Origin of the sequence: Acidovorax radicis (genome assembly GCF_020510705.1) — a bacterium.
GTDB lineage: Bacteria > Pseudomonadota > Gammaproteobacteria > Burkholderiales > Burkholderiaceae_C > Acidovorax > Acidovorax radicis_A.
In genome coordinates this window covers 4,220,602-4,237,389 of sequence record NZ_CP075184.1, presented here as the reverse complement: position 1 = coordinate 4,237,389, position 16,788 = coordinate 4,220,602, and the positions used below count along the sequence as shown (strand labels likewise).

Sequence of the window (16,788 nt, the reverse complement as noted above, 5' to 3'; positions counted from 1 at the left end):
TCGAATTGCTCCATCAGGCGCTCTGACTGCGTGGGAGACGGTTCGGCAGCTCGGAAAGTTGTGTTTGATGATCCGGCTAGCTACGACCCTCGCATCACCCTTTGGCGCGGCTCCCACACTTGATTGCGCGATAGCGGATGCTGAAAATAAGGTACTGCAAAAACCAATGATTGCGATCGAACTGCGATAGGGGATTTTCATGATTTGCGATTGTTGTCGGCTGGCCTGGCCGCAACAGGTACGGCTAGCAGGTAGTTCACCAAAGCACCCGTCTGCGTGCGCCATCAGTTGACGGCAGGTATGCCAAGTGCATTGAGCGTAGGCGTTGTCATAGTCCCAGTCTTCTGAAATCCCTTCAGCTCTTGGAAGTGCTTTAGTGCCTCACGCAGGCCGTCATTCATCACCCCATCTATCGATCCGTCATACAGGCCCAGGCTGCGAAGCTTGATCTGAACTCGCATGATCTGCAGTCGCAGTTTCTCTGGATGAGTCAACTCATCTGAAGAGGGGGGCTGCTTTCCAGGTGGAGATAACTGAGACACGCCATTCTTCGCGGGGGTATTGGATCCAGATGCGTTGTTCGAATCCAAAAACTGTCGAGGTGCTCCAGGGGCCGGTGCTGGCTCGGGGGCATAGCGGTTCGTCGCAGGAGGAGATACTGGGGCAGGAGATGGTGCTACGTAGGCTGGAGCCGGGCTTGGCACTACATATGCAGGGGCACGGTAGCTAGAGCTCCCACTGGATCCTGAGTAGTGAGAGCTGTGGCTTGAATGCGATCTATGGCTGGAGTGCGAACGATGTCCTGCAAACAGATTGTCTGATTCTAAATTTAATGGGCGCAACGGCACAGCACCAGCCGTGTCGAGCGGCTCCATCTCCGCTCTGGGTGCGGGTGCCGCTGATACGCTCTTAGTGACCAGTAAAGGCAACCCCGCCACGAAAAGAGAGAGGTTTCGAACGAATTTGCTCATAAATTGACCTCGCTTGTCTCAATTGTTCTTAGGGGCGCAGGTTTCCAGCCTCGCTCATACCAGGCAAACAGTCCAGAGCAGTTCTTCTTTGCTGCACAACCCTCACATTCAGGTGCAAAGACGTTCTTCCAATCTGAAATGCTCTTCTGCGCCTGAGGCCAAAGAGGCTGAGGTAACGCGCACAAAGGCGTGTTCATCCAGACGTGGGGAATCCGGTAGGTGCGTAGCACTCTGCGGGTTTGCTCCAGTGTTGCGCCCCAAGCGATCAGGTCCACTTCGCAAGCTTCTCGATTAGCTAGGGCAAACCCGATCGGCTCGCACCCCATCAATGCCCACTCCCGGATGAATGGGAGGTTTCGGGCGACGAACAGGGCCAGCTCCGGCAGAACCTCCAAGACCGGAGAAATCAACACGGAGCGCAACTGGATCTCCTGTTGGTGATCCTGGAGCGTGAGCAATCCATCAATCGTCTCGTCAAAGGCGCCGGGGGCCTGCACAACAAAGTCATGCAGGAAGTTGGCATGCCCGTACAGCGGCACCAACCAACGAACCTTCGTACTGAGGCCCGATAGAACCTCCTCCACGACAGTTGCATCTGCAAACAACCGGCCATTGGTCAAAACTTCCACTGCCGTCTGGGGAAGACGGTGACCAATGGCATCCAGAATCCGCCGTAGGCCTGCGCCCAGCAGCAATGGCTCACCACCAGTGAGGCCGATGGTTCGAGGGTGCCAATTCAGATGGGAGATGGCCTCTAAGGCTTCCTCAACGAGCCACCCGTCGTCTTCCTTGGTTGGCGGTTGGGAGCACATCAGGCAATTGCTGTTGCATCGATTTGTGAGGAACAGCGTGTGATGGGTGTCAGTTGCTCGCAGCAGGACGATCAACTCTCCCGTGAATGGGCGCGCGACAACGATGTCCCCAATCTCCAGCTGATCGCTTACGGCCCAAGCGAGGTTATCGAGGCCGGTACGCTGCAAGTCCTCAATGGAACGCCTTTCGTCGGGACTCTGGACTCGCACCAAGAAATAGAGAGACGGCTCCCACTGAGCCGCAAAGCCCTCGAAATCCACCACCCGACGCACGTGCGCACCGCATCTCTCATCGAGGTCGGCAGGCACTCTACGCATTGGCGCATGACTCCCGCACTTGCGCCCACTCGTGCATTCGCGCAGACGTATCCTCGTCAGCAGTGCGCAGGGCCGTGAACATGGCGTCAAAGAGAGCCATATGCCGCTGGCAGTGTTCAGTTGCACCCGCAGCAATAGCCATTGTTCCGTGCTGAGCCTGGGCATCGACGGGGTTGGGCGAGCAGTACAAGTTGTAGGCGCAGTCGCGGCAATCGCTCATGGATCGAACGTCGCTGGCCTCCACCAATTGCTGCCGCACCGGGGAGTTGAGTAGCCCGCCCAAGGATTCACCAATGCGCCCCATTCGTAGCGATCGATCCCCTGTCTCTGCGAGCATGCGCGCTTCATCGCTGGGATAAACAAACCCGTCGTAGTTGTATACAAGGACACTGGTACCTGCGCCTGTCGGACTTTGAAGATCCACGTAGCCCGCATCAAAGGTTGAGAGCATCTTGTTCAACAAGATCGCCGCGTACACCTCCCGCAGCTCCACGCCGCGCTGGTTCCAGTACATGATCCGATCAAGACCACGCCGATAGAAGACCAGGAAATCCTGGACAGAGTAGCCGAGCAGGTTCTGATTGCGTTTGGCGAACCCATAGCTGCTGAGCGGTCGCAAGAAGATCTCCCGAAACCCCTGGCGGACATACTCATCCACGATCGCCTCAGGGAAAGCCAGAGACGCTTTGGTTGTCGTCATCAAGGCGGCAACGGCTTCGGCTCCAATCCTTTCTCGTGCCAGTTGGATGCCAGCCAGGGTACGTTCGTAAGCATTTCGACCTGGGGTCGGTCGATTGGCGTTATGTAGTGCGCGAGGCCCATCCAAGCTGGTCGACATGTAGACGCTGTGTTCCTTGAAAAAGGCACACATCGCGTCGTCGAGCTGATGGAGAGTTGAAGCGACTACAAAGCGAATTCGACGGTTCGCTGCTGCCCCCTCGCGGATGCGCAGGATGGCATGTTTGACCAGGTCGAATCGCAGCAGCGGATCACCGCCTTGAAACTCGACGGTGAGCTGATCGGATTTGCTTTCGAGAATGGTGTCGCATGCAGCATTCAGATCCGAAAGCGACATCGTATGCCCCTCGTCGTCAAGGGACCTGCTTACCTGGCAATATTGGCAGGAGTGGGCGCATTGCAGGGTGGGCACGATGATATGAAGCGATGGACCTGAGGTAACGGTCTCTCGCTTCGCTGCAATACGCGAAGCCAGCAAGCGTTGCATGCCCCTTGACATAGCCTCATCAGCGAGCAGAAAGCGTGCACGCAGGGCGGCCTGTTTTCGAAGTTCAAGATTTTGTGGGGACACGCGAAATCGATCAAATTCCTCGCTGTCAAAGAACGCAAAGTCCCCGGCCGCTCCGGTCACGATGATGTGGCCATCCGGAAGTAGGCGGTGTCTGGACGGCATAGCCCGAGGTGCGTACCTCACCCGAGCACCTGCATAGATCGCCTGTCAGTCGACTCTTGATGCTTGACCTTGATCAAGACGCGCAGTGCATTGATGAGAGCCATGCCCCCTCCTGTTCCTGAATCTCTTATTCAGAAACATTGTGCAACAATAATTCGTAAAGTCGCATCGAAAAATGTGCGGCGCTGCGACCCCATCTTCCTGGGCTTCGTTAAGCTCTTCGTCGCGGATGGGCTAAGAATGTGTAAACAGGCCCAAGTACTTCGGGAAGTGGCAATCTAGTCGCTGCCCTTATCCGTGGTGCCTCGTGATAGAGATGCGTAGTAGGCTGCTTCAAAAATGTCTCCGCGGTGCGTACCTCGCGGCAGTACAGTCGCCAGCCTAGACCGCGCGTCCTCTACAGAGGTGGAGTTTTTGATGCCCATTGCGGCTAATGTCATTGCCAGACGCTCGAGGAACTGATCTTCTAGGCCTTGGCTCATTCGATCGGACTCTGTCGACAACTCGACTGCTTTCAGCGCGGCGTGAACGAGCCTCTCTTCTGCGCCAAGTGGCAATCGTATCAGTGCAAGTATCAGGCAGTACGGCTGCATGTCTTGGAAGAAATCCAAAGATAGCTGGAACATTACTTTGCATCGCATGAGCCAGAACGCCCACAGAGCTGCCACGCTATCTTCATTCGAACGTTCGTCACGAAGTGCTTCAGAGATCACCACCGCCATGTGCGCAACGAGGTCTGCCACATCCTTACGTGGGTGCCAGATTGCCTTGGCCAGGGACGCGAAGGGCTCGTGATGGCGAAAGCGCTCTAGGCGCTCAATTGCCGAAATCTGTTCGCCGTCGTCCACTGCGCCGGTCAAAGATGCCAACAGATATCGCACGGACACGGCGATTCCCACGTTCCATTGAGAGAGCTGAGCCAGGTGTCGTGCAATTTCAAGTTCGGTCAGCAAGCCTTCTCGATCAGAAAGCTCGAGCAACGCCAAGGTATTGAACACCTTCAGGCGGGTGTTCTCATGCGCTAGGTAGACCCGGCTGGTAGCGTCGTCACAATAAACAACCCACCGGCCTTCCTTGCCCAGTGCGATGTAGTCCTGCACCAATTCTTGAGGCGTAATTGTTTGAATCGATTGCCGGGAAGAAGACGGCTGATCAATGTGTTCTAGGTTGGTGTTGATGAACTTCAGCAAACCCATTGCCTGCGAGCGCGCAATCACGTTCACAAGTGCGCCACGGCTATGATTGCTGATGTAGTTGACGGTCCGTCTGGAAATTGCGATGCGCCCAAACAATGACAAGAGAACCGGCAGTAACTCCAAGTCTTGAAGCACTAGTAGCGCGGTGATATCCAGCAATGGGACATCTCTTCGGACCTGCGTCGCGAGCTCTTCACTGGACGCATGCATCGGAAGATGGAGCTGAGCATCATCGGGCGAAGATTTCTTGCCGACATGCCAGAGGGTAAAAACGTCTCCGATGTAGTGCAGGGCGTATGTCGGCCGCATTGCATAGGGCACAGGCAACCGGCCGTTTCGAAGGTCGTCTTCACGCTTGTTGAACTCCTGCATGCGAGCACGCGAATCGCCACCGATCACTTCGTCAAGAACGTCGTGCAATTCATCGACACTTTGAACGGCGTTCGCCCGCTCTTTTACGGCACGAAAGATGGTTGATTTCGGCCATTGATCCACAAAGCGAGCGACGCGTTGCTGAAATGCATCCCACTCCTGGCGCGCAATGCCCTGTTGATTCAGAGTAACGACCTGGAGGAGCACTAGGTACATTCCCTCTTCAGTTTCAACGTCCACATTCACCAATTTTCCAACGTCTCTGACTACATCCATTGCATCGTCGGCAAGTTCCAGTTGACTCAGGACCAGTGCATTCAATCGAAGAAGTTCCAATCGCTCTTCGCGACTAGTTTCTGATGCTAGCAATCGCTGGATGGCATTGCGTGCCTCGCTTAGACGTCCGAGGCGCAAGCAGATACCGAGGTAGTTACGCAGGGTAGAAAGTCGACCCGAGCCCAGCTCGATTGCTTGCTCAAGTGCCGTCTTTGCTTGGGCTGTTTTGCCCTGCATTTCAAGCGCGACAGCAAGCATGCTCTGCAGGCTATGCGTCGGTCCAAATCGAATGATGGCAGCGCGGGTCTCTATTTCCGCGTCTAGCCACTCTTCCAGGACGAGGTGGGCGCTTAACAAGCGGGTGTGGTCCGCAAGCGATAGCGCCATGTGTTGTCGTAGCTTGAGGGCTAGCGAAACAGCCTCCCGCGCCGCATCGCTGTCATCGGTAGGGAGATTGGATAGCAGATTACCAATTAGCACTTTCGAGTTGGGGAACTGCGAGACACCATCGCGCAAGATCCCCAGTGGATCCTGGGATATGCCAGGAACTACTGCAGCAGTCGCGAACTCCGACAACGCCTCATACTCCTGATACGCGGGGACTGATTTCAGCTGGGCCAGGAGCTTTTCTCTGTCGGCGGATCGAGACAGCTTTGCGGCTGCGGCCGCCCCCAGAGCGAATGCCATAGGCGTTTGATATGTTGGCCCGCCAGGCGACTTGAGAGCGTTGAGAGCTGCAGTTAGAGATGCCTCGTAGTCCTTGTTTTGAAATGCAATGGACGCACGTCGAGCCAGCACTGCGTGCCCTCCGGGTTGCCGCAAGTTGGCCTCCAGGGCAACCTTTAGTTGACCCGCACCGACGGCCAGTATCTCGACGTTTTCCTGAAGCTCCCGGTATTCAGGTCTTTCTGTTGCCGCCTCGCTTAAGAGGCCCAGTGCCTCGATTTGTTTGCCTGTAGCGCCCGCCACTGCCGCCGCAACTGGTGCTAAGAGCTCAATGTTGACAGGCCATCCAAGCTGCTTGTGAAGTCGCAGGCATTCGAGAGCGTGATGCCAAGCCCGCGTCGCGGCTTCTCCGTCTAACCCTGGAAGCCCAGAAAATGGAAGAATCTCGGCATCCTCGTCTAGCTGACTTGCTGTCGACAACGCCTGTTGCCAAGCCGCCCTTGAAAGAAGCAAATGGAGCGCGGCGCTGATGTGGGGGTCTGTCGACAAATTCGAGCGGAGTGCCGCTTCCCCTGCGGTTCGAATATCAGCCCATTTTCTTTGGCTACTCCATAGGACCAACTGCGCCTGGAGTTGCTTTGCTCGGCTGGAAATTTTGTTGATGGTCTTTTGAGCTTCGTCATAGGCTCTCATGGAGGTGAGAACGCGCACCAGGAGGCTCCGACCATCGTCAGACTCCACACTCCCTAGTAATGTGGCCACGCTTTCAATGTCGGCACTTTCACCGCGATCAACCGCGTCAAGGAATTTGAGTTCAGCCACCGGTAGCAGATGCTTTTCGATTGGATGAGACAGGTGTGCCTTCTCGAAGAAAGCCAATGCGTCATCAGCCCGCCGGCGCTGCATTGCAACTTTGCCCTGCAAGCTGAAAAACCAAGCCGTTAGAGCTGGAGAATCGTTCAGGCGAGCAAAGTCAATACTCTGAACAACCTTTTCCGCCAAAGAAGTTCGGCCAGCACGCGCGTATGCGAGACCCTCTGCAAGCTCCCTTCCAACTCCCTCACCTGGCAGTTCTTCTTCCTGATCGAATGAAGTAGTCAGCAATGTCGGATGCCTAAGGACATTCTGAACTAACTGTTCTAGTTGCTCCGCATAGCCGCCGGGAATCGGTCTAGTTTGCTGAGCCAAGCTTGTCAATGATTCGACGGCCCTTGCTGCGCGAAGTCGATCTGCAAGGTACGGGACTACGTCGAAATCTGGGGTGAGGGTCTGGGATACAGGTATATGGAGCGTTACCTCACGCTGGGCTCCCTCCGTGTCAACCTCGTACCTGTTGCCACGTAGCCGCTCAATTTCATCGGAGACCCACGTCCAGTAGACCTTGCTGTTTACGAGGTCGGCCTTTCCGTTGGGCAAGAATGAGACCTTGACTACAACCAGCATCACCTCATCGGCTGTCTGTGCATAAAGATTTAGCGTACTAACCTTCAGCGTCATGGACAACGTGTTTCCATCCGCAGATAACTTAGGAGCCTCCGTTCCTTTGAGCTGAATTCGGAAGGTGTATTGCACCAAGTTATTAGGAGCGACCTGTACCTCCAAGTCGAATCCATAGTCGCTAGGGCCGTCTCTGGAGGTTAAGTCCCATGTGGCAGGATGCGCGTAGTCAAGCACATGCTTGGACGCAATGCTGGTGTGATGATTTTTGTCAACGATCGGAAATGACGCAGTCATGCGAAGATCTTCTGCTTTCTTGTATATCGCTGCTCTCGGCCGCTCCCGAAATTTTTGAGTCGGAAGCCGCGATGCGCATCATGCCGTATCCGAACGTCCGCAACGTGGCACTGAACGCACGCTCGTCGCGCGAGTTCCGCCGACCGCTGTCGCTGCAATGCGGCCCCTGCGCAAATTGATAGCGATGACGACTTGCAACGTCCGCAAGCTAAGCGCCTTGTGTTGCGGCCTCGTTCGGAATAGCCTACCGAGATGCCAGAAACGGACAGGCTCTTTCCCGAGTACCAACTGCTGTCCTGGCTGCCAGACGAAACATTCTTCAGTCTTGTTAGCCGTCATCACCAGCTTTGGGGGCACGTCACATCTGCGCAAACCTGCCAACTGATCTTCGGCAGCGCACGTGCTGGTACCCACCATGATTTACCCAACAGTCTTGGTGCCTTCTCGCAGCGCACGAATGCATTGCTTGGAGAAGTCGATTTCATAGCGAGGGAGCGGACACTACTCAAGTTCTATGCAGCCTTCGCTCCTCCAGGCGAGACTGAAAATGCAGTCGCGTGTATGTCCAGCGCCAGTGTCGCCCACTTGAAGCTGCGCCTTGGCATCCTTACCAGTCGCTTTCGCGCCAATCATCCCCTCAAAGCTTGCCCGCAATGCATGGAACAGGACCTCCGCGAGACGGGGTGGGCCTATTGGCATTTGAAGCACCAGTTCCCGGGTGTGTGGAAGTGCACGACACACAAACAACCACTGCTGCAATCTGCCCTGAAAGCCAATGGAGTCGAGCGCTTCCAATGGCTTTTGCCACGCTTGAGCGAATTGAATCCCGCTAGCGTGGCGCCCATCGAGACCGTTTCGTCCTCCGTGTTACTGAGCCTCGCCGAACTCATTGAACACCTTGTGCAATCAGCGGAGCATCAACCACTACTGTTAGGGAAGCTGCACGAGGTCTACCGCCCGGAACTGCAGGCGCGCGGTTGGATTGCCGGTGTGGCCAGCTTCCGCACTGGACAGATCGCGACTGCCTTCCTCAACTACTGCGAGCCGCTCAGGCGCATCCCGGAGTTCGATTCGCTGGCCGAAGACGAGGAGGGGATGGCAATGCAATTGGGCCGATTGTTGAGGCCACCTCGCTCTGGCACGCACCCGCTCAGGCACCTGTTGCTCATCCATTGGCTGTTTGGCGATGCCCAACGGTTTGACTGCGCATTGAAATCTGAGGACGCCCACAAGCGCGCACCCACCCAGGACGATGTTCTAGCCAAATTGCCAGTCGTTGACCCGCGAATAGACCGCCTATGTAGCCTCATTCAGGACGAGGGGCAATCAGTGCGCAAGGCGGCGAGATTGGTTGGGGTCGATCCGCAAACAGCGCTCGTCTGGGCGGCAAAGGCTGGGATAGCGATTTCACGTCGGCCACAGAAGCTGTCCACAAATGTGCGTGCCAAAGCAATCCGAGACCTACGCAGAGGGATTGACAAGGAAAAAGCGGCCTCTCAAGCCGGAGTCTCCGTCGGGAGCATCAGCCGCTTGCTGCTCAGTGACGCAAAGCTGCATGCAGATTGGTCTGAGGCACGAAGCGCAAAAGCGAGAGCCCATTCGCGAGCACTGTGGCTCCAATTGTTGCAGTCCTCGGGAAGTCTCGGGATCAAATGGATGCGCCAACTGGACCCGCGCACCTACATGTGGCTCTACCGGAACGACCGCGCCTGGCTGGATGCCAACAAGCCCGACCTGCTACCAGCTTCGCTGCGTCCGAGGCCCTCAGTAGTGGATTGGGAAGCCAGAGACGAACAACTACGCAGCTTGGTTCGTGAAGCAGCGTTGCACCTTACGGAGGAGCGGGGCGTGCGCCGCATCCACTTCTGGCAGTTGTGCCAGCAAATACCTGATCTCCGGGCCAAGCGGGCTTCTCTGCAACGGTTGCCCCGCACCCTTGAGGCGATCCAGGCGGCGTTGACTGCACATCTCCCCTCCCAGGACCTTTTTCGCTGATGCCAGTCCAGTCTCGCCAACATTTCAGGCTTGATATGCATATATGTATTGAGATATGCTTAATGCATGATTGAATCAGAAGTGAGAGCGCGCGCAGCTAACGCGCGCCGCATCTGCACGGCGCATGGAATCGCCCAGGCCGATATCGCTGCCCATGTGGGGGCCAGTCAATCGCAGGTTAGTCGCATCCTCAAAGGGGAGGGCATAAGGGCTTCCCGCTTGTTTGAAGAGGTGTGCCTTTTCGTTGAGCGCTTCGAGGGCGGAGTCAGCGCCGATGCTGTGCGCAGCAACCACGACCTGATTGAGGCACTTCAAGCGACTTGGGATGGTTCTGCGTCAGATGCCAAAGCCTTGGCAGCTGTCATCCGTTCGCTTGCTGTGCTGAAACATTCGACACCTGTTTCCCGATCTCAAGGAGAGCGTTCATGACCATGCTCGTGCAGCCTGCGCCATTGCCGGAGGAGTTGGATCGCGGATATCTCGGCCGGATCATGAGAGTCAACGGCTACAAGCATCTGAAGGAAATGACGGACTCCATGGCAGCGCACCTTGGACATCCAGGAGCGAGCAGACGGGAGCTGACCGTCCATGCACTACTGAGTCAGATGGCGGGAATGTCCGAAGTTCAATTTGCACAGCGGCATACCACCTTGCCGTTGCGACGAGGAATCACCTCATATCACCCCGAGGTTGCTCATGGAAGTGAGGGAGAAGGCACGGCACTCAACTACACAGCGATGCAGAAGACGTACCACGCAGCGTACTTCTGCAAAGACTGTGTGACTGCTGACGTCCACTTTCATGGGGTTAGCTATTGGCGCCGGGATCACCAAATACCAGGGCAGCTATGGTGTCCGAAGCACAGGACACCGTTGTCTTTCGTGTCCACTGGGGATCCACTTCTGCACTCGCCAACTCAGTTCGTCGGAAGCGGTGAATCAATCCCATACGTGTGGACAGAGGAGGCATTACAGAACGGATATGTGCAAAGGTTCCTCGATCTGGCGGCCACTTTTTACGATCAACCAAAGCCCTTCAGTGTCGCGTTAGTTGTCCCCATGTTGAATGACCTTGGCCGGTCGCTCGGGTTTAAGACCAATCCTGGGCAGAGTAGGGGCGATTTGATCAGCGATCGACTACGTGATTTGTTTCCTCATCATTGGCTCGATGCGGTGTTCCATGGAATTCTGGAAAAGGAGCCAGGCACGTTCCTACACCAGATCGACGGGGTGATGTACTTAAGAACTTCGGCGTCTTCCGTGACGGCATACTTGTTGGTCTTGAGCGTGCTGTTTGGGAGTGCCGACGAAGCGATTAACGCGCTATTGAACGCCTGCAGTGATGATGAGCCGCGAGCAGTACGCCGTTCTCGGCGCGTTCACAACTTGCCTGACGACAATACCCTGATTGACCTCTACGTCGAGGCCCTCGGCGCGCATAGCGAAGTGATGAAGAAATTGGAGTTTCCTGCGCACACGGTGAGAAAGGCGCTTCTCGGCTTGGGCCTTCCAACACTTTCCGATGCGGATGACCCTGAGGCGATCGGTCGTGTTGTCGGCTTGAGAGCCTTCTACCTTCGGCGGCTTTCTTTTTCTGCGAGTGCAGAAGTTGCTGGGCTGTCTGAGCGAAAGTTCGAGGGATTGCTTCGGATGTGCGGCCCCAATTTGCCTAAATGCTTAAAGAGGATGAATCCCAAAAACAGCGTGCGGCCCCGTGCTCGAAAAGCAAAGCAGATTTTGTCAGTGCAATTGGCAGCGACAGTGGAACCTGTTCAGTGAACGGGCCCACCTTGCAACTAACTCTGTTGACTCTCAGTTGCTTTTGACTGGACCCCAGAACTGACCCCAGAAGCTGTGGTCCCGGGTGACCAGGTCTTCGTACCGTCCCATCCGCTTGGGATCTTGGCTGCGCAGTGCGTCGACCGCGGGTCCCACAGGAGCGAGATAGGTATCCGCTGCGACGCGGAAATCGTCGAGCCGCAAATCGTCTTCTTTGCGCTCAAATGCCACTCGATGGGCGGCCACCCATAAGGCGATGATCAACCGTTGGACACCCGCCGTTTTTTCCATGATGACCACAGCCAGTTCATCCGAAATCGGTAGTGGTCGCGCGACATACTGGTACACCCCCAGCCTGGGCAGGAATTGCTGTCGAAAAACCGGGTCTTCAACATCGGTAAAGTGCTTGAACGCGTGATACCCCGAGGTGACAATGCGTTCGGCGTTGCTCAATCGCTTGGTCAACGCACTGATCCCATCGGGTGTGCCCGATACCAGCAAGGGTATTTGCCACGTGTTCATCAATGTGAGGATCCATTTGATGCACTGATCTTCCACAATGCTGAGCTCTGGAGGTTCCTCCCCGACCTTCCGCCGTCTACGTCGATCCAGTGTTGAGAGTTTGAAGAAATTCTGGATCTCATCGAGATGCAGCAAGCCCAGAAAATGGGTCGATGCCACTTGTCGCCATTCCTCCAGCATCTGCATCCCATTGCGCCACTCTCCCGACAGTGTCTCGTCGAACCGGGTACTACCGGTGACCTTTTTCCATGCAGTCATCAGTGCGGCTGCGAGATCTGTTGCTTTGCCACTGGCAGGGACATCCAGTGAAAGCCAAACTACCTGTTGCAAGCCGTTTGTCATCCGAAAAAATGACGGATGCTTGATGACTTGCAGGGGATACCTACCTAGGCACCTTCTGATCGCTTGTGTCTTTCCCGAACCTGATACTCCCTCCACCGCCGCTCCGAAAGCTGGAGCATTCAACGGTAGCTGGAACTGAACAGGTTCACCGCTGATCTTGCTCCAGGTGCTCGCAGATGAGGGGTGCAAATGGTGGTAGTTCTGCCTGATCATCATGTCGATGGATTCGAACAGCTGAAGCCCTTCAATGCTCGGTATGTGTAAGTTGCGGACATCCATCAGCATATGCAGTCGCAGGTGACGCGGAATGGTCCCAATATCCTTAGGAGGTCGCTTTGGAAGCACTACGAGTGAACTCGCAGCTTCCGGCCGCGAGAGGATTGGACCAAGCCCTTGGACCAAGATGTTGTCAGCGTACGGGTCGTGTGGGGGGACATGTTTAGAGGTCATTGGCCACCTCCCTATCCTTTGCCGCAAAGATGTCTTCCATCATGCTGAGATGGTTTTCGCTGACCGCTGCGCGGTCTTTTCGGGTGCCACGGTATTCACAGTGCAACATCTGGGCAGCGATTTCATTTTCCATAGCACGGGCCTCCGTGATCGTCGGTGCTCGGCCTCTGGACCGATCAAGAGCTATCCGGGTCTGTTCAATCGATTGCTGGCGGATGGCATCCATGCGCTTCAAACCAAGTACCGCGGCAGACACGCGTTTGTGCTCGATGTCGGCGGCCTTGAGCTGTTGAAAGGCAAAAGCGTCAGCCATATCGTCGTAGTCGATTTCCGGTGAAGCATTTGCATGGTCAGCTATCTGGAGGTCGATAAGGCCATCGCCAGAAACGTTAGGTGTCCAAATGGTCGACACAGATCCCGGGTAGTACTGGACTGGAATTTCCCAACCCCCAGACGATCTGGCGAAGGTGGACCAGTGTTCCGCCTCCACAAGCGGGGATTCGTAATAATTTCCGCGGAACCGAATGCCGCGCGGGGTGACACGAGCTTCGCGAGCTGGCAGTAGTTGGGTCACCAGCTCTGCTTGCGCGGCTGCACGCAGGTAGCCGATGCCCATGGCATGGCCCCAACTCCAGAGTCCTGCAGGGCTGGGAAACACACCGGCGGCGGCCATATGAGCGTCAACTCGATTTGAGCGAATCGCGGTGAGGTTGTAGACAAAAAACGATTCGTGCAGGTATTGGGTGTACTGGCGGACATTCATCGTCGCAGCGGCTGGGTTAGAGCGCCGAAGGTCGTATTCCACACGTCGAGCGTCCATTGCCCCAGGTAGGAAGTTGTACTGGGTGTTCTTCACAATGCGATGCAGGACCTCCACGATGCCCTTCAGGTCGGGGCGAAATGGCGGCGTGTACTGCATATCTCTGATCAGTTTCATTCCCGTGGCCTTCGCACGTTTAGAGAGGTATTCGCCGCGATCACACAGAAGACGCGCCGGAAGCGTGGGGGATGGAAATAATGACTGGCGCATCTCGTAGCCCCAGAGGTTGCTTAACATCGCTGGCGATGCCGTTGTGTTGAAAAGGCTCACCTGCGCCGTGTCCCAACTGGGGCCAGTCAGGCATACATAGAAACCAACGATTGCCGTGGACCAGACATCGACAATGATGTAGACAATCGGTCGTCCTACGATCCACTCAGGGTTGACCGCCGATCTCAGGTAGATGTCACCGATGGTGCTGTCGATGGCGTACAAAAGGCCAGGGCCGGGGGAACCCTGCCAACTGCAACTGGTCATGCCGCGCAGAGAGCGCTTAAAGTGGCCTTTGCTAGTTGTTTGAAGAATTTTTTCTAGCGCGCTGGTCTCAACAGTGAGAACCCGTTTGACCTGCTCGTAGCTTGGATACTCGCCCTGCTTGAGTTCCACATCCACGATCTTCCCTGCGTCGTCGTAGCGCATAGCTTTAACAAACCTGCTCGAGATGATTTCTCTGTGCCGTCTACGCATCGATGGCTTTGGAGAAGGTATGCGCTTGTCGGCCGCGATGATTTTGGCGCGCCAGTCTGCATTCATGCCGGGCTGAATAGGTTCACCCCAAGAGCCGTATGCTTGTTTGTTAATTCTTTGCTTCAGCGTCTTCCGTCCGACCTTGTTCGTTCGCCCATCCTCGCCAAGGTCTCGAGGCTTGCCTTTTGCGCCGCAGCGATCCCATCGCGGTCGTAAACTTGTCGAAGTCAAACCAAACCTGCATAGCAATGACCAAAGGTTGTAGATATAGCTCCGACTAGCCTTATGTCTCACCATGGCATTTCGGACCAAACGGCCTAAATTGCCGTGAACCAGCAGTTCCTCCTTGAGCTTTTCCGGGTCGAGGAACTCGCTCATTACATTGCATCGCCGCTCGAATTTTTCAGCTGTATTTCGATCTGTAAGAGGCAGGTAGTAGGTCGATGCGAGCTCCAGGGATACAGGCATCAACTCATGCGCTTCATGGAGCTCAAGGAGGGCCTGCCGAGGCACGCTCAATAGCTGCCCTACCAACGGCGCTTTGACGATCCTTTTCGACCGTTTGGTTTTCTCTAGCCGCGTGCGCCCGCCTCTTTTGTTTTCAGAAAGGTGCGAAGGGGCAAACTGTGAGCAGTAGACGAAATTGATCTCGGGGGCATCAGTTACGATTCGAAAAAGTCCGGCTTTCAAACCGAGAGCGTCCCCTGCGAGGCGGAATACCTGATTGGGCATCAGAGACATGATGACCTCCTTGATGCAATCGGATTGAGCGCGAGGAAATCCGTCATCGGCAGCAGTGTGAAAGGCAAGTGAGGGCGCCAATGACGGCGGAGGTCAAGAGGCAGTTGGCCTTGCCAAACGGCCTGCCAAAGTGCCCGTTGTGCCAGGTACACATGCTGCTCTGATCCACCGAAGATCTGAGTCAATCGACCGATGACGTCGGAATAGGGATGAAAAGGCATCGACCGAACGACATGGGTGGCAATGTTGATCTCGGTCGCGCTGGCAGGCTCAGCCAATCCCCAGGCTGAAGCGCTTTTCAAGGTCAGTCCGACGCGCTTGTCGTATTGCTCGGGTGTGATCAGCAGCCATTCCACACCACGCGATTGCCAGTACGTTTTTTCTAGGAGTAGGAGCTCTTTGGCGCGTGGAGTAAGCGTGTCATATGGCTTGCAGGAAACTGCTAACAAGGTCAGTTTTGTTGCCTTGGGCGTCCTTAAAACCAGCAACAAGTCTGTTGTGCTGGTCCAGATAACTGTTTCGTCGGTGTCGGTCACAACGGGATGTTTGATACCCATCTGGTGTGCCAAAGTCATCGTGCCGGGGTAGACCCGTCCTCCCATCCCAATCTGCCAGCGGCTCAACTCATGCTCAGCATCTTCCTGGTTGATTGGGAACTGCTCGACGAGGTCAACCAAGTTTGGCAGCATCGAAGCAAAGTTAAGGCCTGTCCATTCGCCATCCGACAGCAGCTCCCGCTGGCGGTCGCGCCACAAGAGCAGATGGGATCGACCGCGGCTCGACGGATCTGAGCGTGAGACACGATGCCAGGGTATGTAGTCCGAGTACGTGCCGAGGCCTCGCCCCTCTTTCAAGAAGCGAGCAAGTACTTTTGGGGAAAACTTCTTTTCAGTTCTCATGAGCTGCCTCCAGGTGCTGGGGACAGCTGCAGAAGTTGCTGGCTACTGCTGGGGGTCGAGACTCAGTTGTATCTGGGTTTTGCGCGCCATATGGATCTGGTAAATGCAGCGAAGGGGTTGACAGTCGTGTCTGGACCTCACCGCACAAGACAAGTCTTTGCATGATTCTGACTTCCGAGTAGTTCGCCTGATAGGCGCGAACAAATCCACCACCCTGAGGTCAGATCGGTTAATCTAGCGTTGCACTGCGCGAGGACTTCGGTCTGAGCACCCTGGACGGCGGGGCTTCTGAAAGATGGAGCTCTGCCGTTTCTTATTTCATCGCCACCTCCAAGCTTTGACGGATGGATCGAACATGGGCGGGCGACAACTGCTGGCCTATGCAGGCGATGTCTCGTAGCAGGTCCGCCACGTGGCGTGGGGTAGATCGGGCCACTCTCAGCCCCATGCCACTGCGCTCTCGCGAAGCAAGTTCGGCGAGTTGCTGGGTGTCACGCGGTGATAGTTCCAGAGCCTGAGCCAACCGGGTCACCGCTGGCTTTGCAGGCGGTGGGCGACGCGCATTCTCGAATTCACTGATGAGTGACGCCGTCACCCCAGCTCTCTCTCCTAGTGAGCGGAGGCTCAATCGTTGTCTACTTCTCAGCAGGAACAAGAGCTCGCCGAAACTGCTGGCGGCGTTTTGGGGGGCGAGGTTTTCCTCTTCGTGATCACGAAGTCCGATGGGATCGCGATAGCCCAGAGCCATGTTTTTGGATGGTGTGACGGATATAGAAGGCGAAAGTGGTTCGAGGGTAG

At 55.8% G+C, this 16,788-nt stretch carries 11 protein-coding genes; 3 read left to right on the top strand and 8 right to left on the bottom strand.

Going from position 1 to position 16,788, the window contains the following annotated elements; genetic code table 11:
• Window positions 1–284: 284 nt before the first annotated feature.
• The 4 genes from hxsA to KI609_RS19345 all read right to left on the bottom strand — a co-directional run bounded on the left by hxsA (window position 285) and on the right by KI609_RS19345 (window position 7,756).
• Window positions 285–971 carry a His-Xaa-Ser repeat protein HxsA gene (gene hxsA, locus KI609_RS23110; protein WP_226445172.1) on the bottom strand — a complete coding sequence of 229 codons (687 nt, stop codon included), beginning with the start codon at window positions 969–971 and terminating at the stop codon, window positions 285–287.
• A complete protein-coding gene (gene hxsC / locus KI609_RS19355) occupies window positions 968–2,101 on the bottom strand; it encodes a His-Xaa-Ser system radical SAM maturase HxsC (protein WP_226445171.1) in 1,134 nt (377 codons plus the stop codon). Before hxsC ends, hxsA begins: the two co-directional genes overlap by 4 nt.
• Complete coding sequence (gene hxsB / locus KI609_RS19350; protein ID WP_226445170.1) at window positions 2,094–3,512, bottom strand: His-Xaa-Ser system radical SAM maturase HxsB; 1,419 nt, start codon at window positions 3,510–3,512, stop codon at window positions 2,094–2,096. Before hxsB ends, hxsC begins: the two co-directional genes overlap by 8 nt.
• A gap of 278 nt (window positions 3,513–3,790) precedes the next feature.
• The gene (locus KI609_RS19345) at window positions 3,791–7,756 is read right to left on the bottom strand and encodes a DUF4365 domain-containing protein (protein ID WP_226445169.1); all 3,966 of its coding nucleotides are present in this window, start codon (window positions 7,754–7,756) and stop codon (window positions 3,791–3,793) included.
• Window positions 7,757–8,008: 252 nt separating this feature from the next.
• Here KI609_RS19345 and KI609_RS19340 point away from each other — a divergent pair, with 252 nt between their 5' ends.
• From KI609_RS19340 to KI609_RS19330, 3 genes are all read left to right on the top strand, one after another.
• The gene (locus KI609_RS19340; protein WP_226445168.1) at window positions 8,009–9,751 is read left to right on the top strand and encodes a TnsD family transposase; all 1,743 of its coding nucleotides are present in this window, start codon (window positions 8,009–8,011) and stop codon (window positions 9,749–9,751) included.
• A gap of 66 nt (window positions 9,752–9,817) precedes the next feature.
• Window positions 9,818–10,180 (top strand): hypothetical protein, encoded by a 363-nt coding sequence (locus tag KI609_RS19335; protein ID WP_226445167.1) that lies wholly within the window; start codon window positions 9,818–9,820, stop codon window positions 10,178–10,180.
• On the top strand, window positions 10,177–11,529 hold the full coding sequence (locus tag KI609_RS19330) for a TniQ family protein (RefSeq protein ID WP_226445166.1): 1,353 nt from the start codon (window positions 10,177–10,179) through the stop codon (window positions 11,527–11,529). The genes KI609_RS19335 and KI609_RS19330 overlap by 4 nt, the downstream gene beginning before the upstream one ends.
• Window positions 11,530–11,562: 33 nt before the next feature.
• Here KI609_RS19330 and KI609_RS19325 read toward each other — a convergent pair whose 3' ends face one another.
• The 4 genes from KI609_RS19325 to KI609_RS23105 form a co-directional block, all read right to left on the bottom strand.
• The gene (locus KI609_RS19325) at window positions 11,563–12,672 is read right to left on the bottom strand and encodes an AAA family ATPase (protein ID WP_226445165.1); all 1,110 of its coding nucleotides are present in this window, start codon (window positions 12,670–12,672) and stop codon (window positions 11,563–11,565) included.
• 160 nt (window positions 12,673–12,832) lie between these two features.
• Window positions 12,833–15,091, bottom strand: coding sequence for a Mu transposase C-terminal domain-containing protein (locus KI609_RS19320; RefSeq protein ID WP_226445164.1), 2,259 nt, complete (start codon window positions 15,089–15,091; stop codon window positions 12,833–12,835).
• Window positions 15,082–15,990 (bottom strand): TnsA endonuclease N-terminal domain-containing protein, encoded by a 909-nt coding sequence (locus tag KI609_RS19315; RefSeq protein ID WP_226445163.1) that lies wholly within the window; start codon window positions 15,988–15,990, stop codon window positions 15,082–15,084. The genes KI609_RS19320 and KI609_RS19315 overlap by 10 nt, the downstream gene beginning before the upstream one ends.
• A 313-nt stretch (window positions 15,991–16,303) precedes the next feature.
• A complete protein-coding gene (locus KI609_RS23105) occupies window positions 16,304–16,738 on the bottom strand; it encodes a helix-turn-helix domain-containing protein (protein WP_226445162.1) in 435 nt (144 codons plus the stop codon).
• Window positions 16,739–16,788: the final 50 nt, after the last annotated feature.

Coding starts and splice junctions, on each gene's coding strand:
- hxsA (WP_226445172.1), bottom strand. CDS start 971: ATGAGCAAATTCGTTCGAAACCTCTCTCTTTTCGTGGCGGGGTTGCCT.
- hxsC (WP_226445171.1), bottom strand. CDS start 2,101: ATGCGTAGAGTGCCTGCCGACCTCGATGAGAGATGCGGTGCGCACGTG.
- hxsB (WP_226445170.1), bottom strand. CDS start 3,512: ATGCCGTCCAGACACCGCCTACTTCCGGATGGCCACATCATCGTGACC.
- KI609_RS19345 (WP_226445169.1), bottom strand. CDS start 7,756: ATGACTGCGTCATTTCCGATCGTTGACAAAAATCATCACACCAGCATT.
- KI609_RS19340 (WP_226445168.1), top strand. CDS start 8,009: ATGCCAGAAACGGACAGGCTCTTTCCCGAGTACCAACTGCTGTCCTGG.
- KI609_RS19335 (WP_226445167.1), top strand. CDS start 9,818: ATGATTGAATCAGAAGTGAGAGCGCGCGCAGCTAACGCGCGCCGCATC.
- KI609_RS19330 (WP_226445166.1), top strand. CDS start 10,177: ATGACCATGCTCGTGCAGCCTGCGCCATTGCCGGAGGAGTTGGATCGC.
- KI609_RS19325 (WP_226445165.1), bottom strand. CDS start 12,672: ATGGATGTCCGCAACTTACACATACCGAGCATTGAAGGGCTTCAGCTG.
- KI609_RS19320 (WP_226445164.1), bottom strand. CDS start 15,091: ATGTCTCTGATGCCCAATCAGGTATTCCGCCTCGCAGGGGACGCTCTC.
- KI609_RS19315 (WP_226445163.1), bottom strand. CDS start 15,990: ATGAGAACTGAAAAGAAGTTTTCCCCAAAAGTACTTGCTCGCTTCTTG.
- KI609_RS23105 (WP_226445162.1), bottom strand. CDS start 16,738: ATGGCTCTGGGCTATCGCGATCCCATCGGACTTCGTGATCACGAAGAG.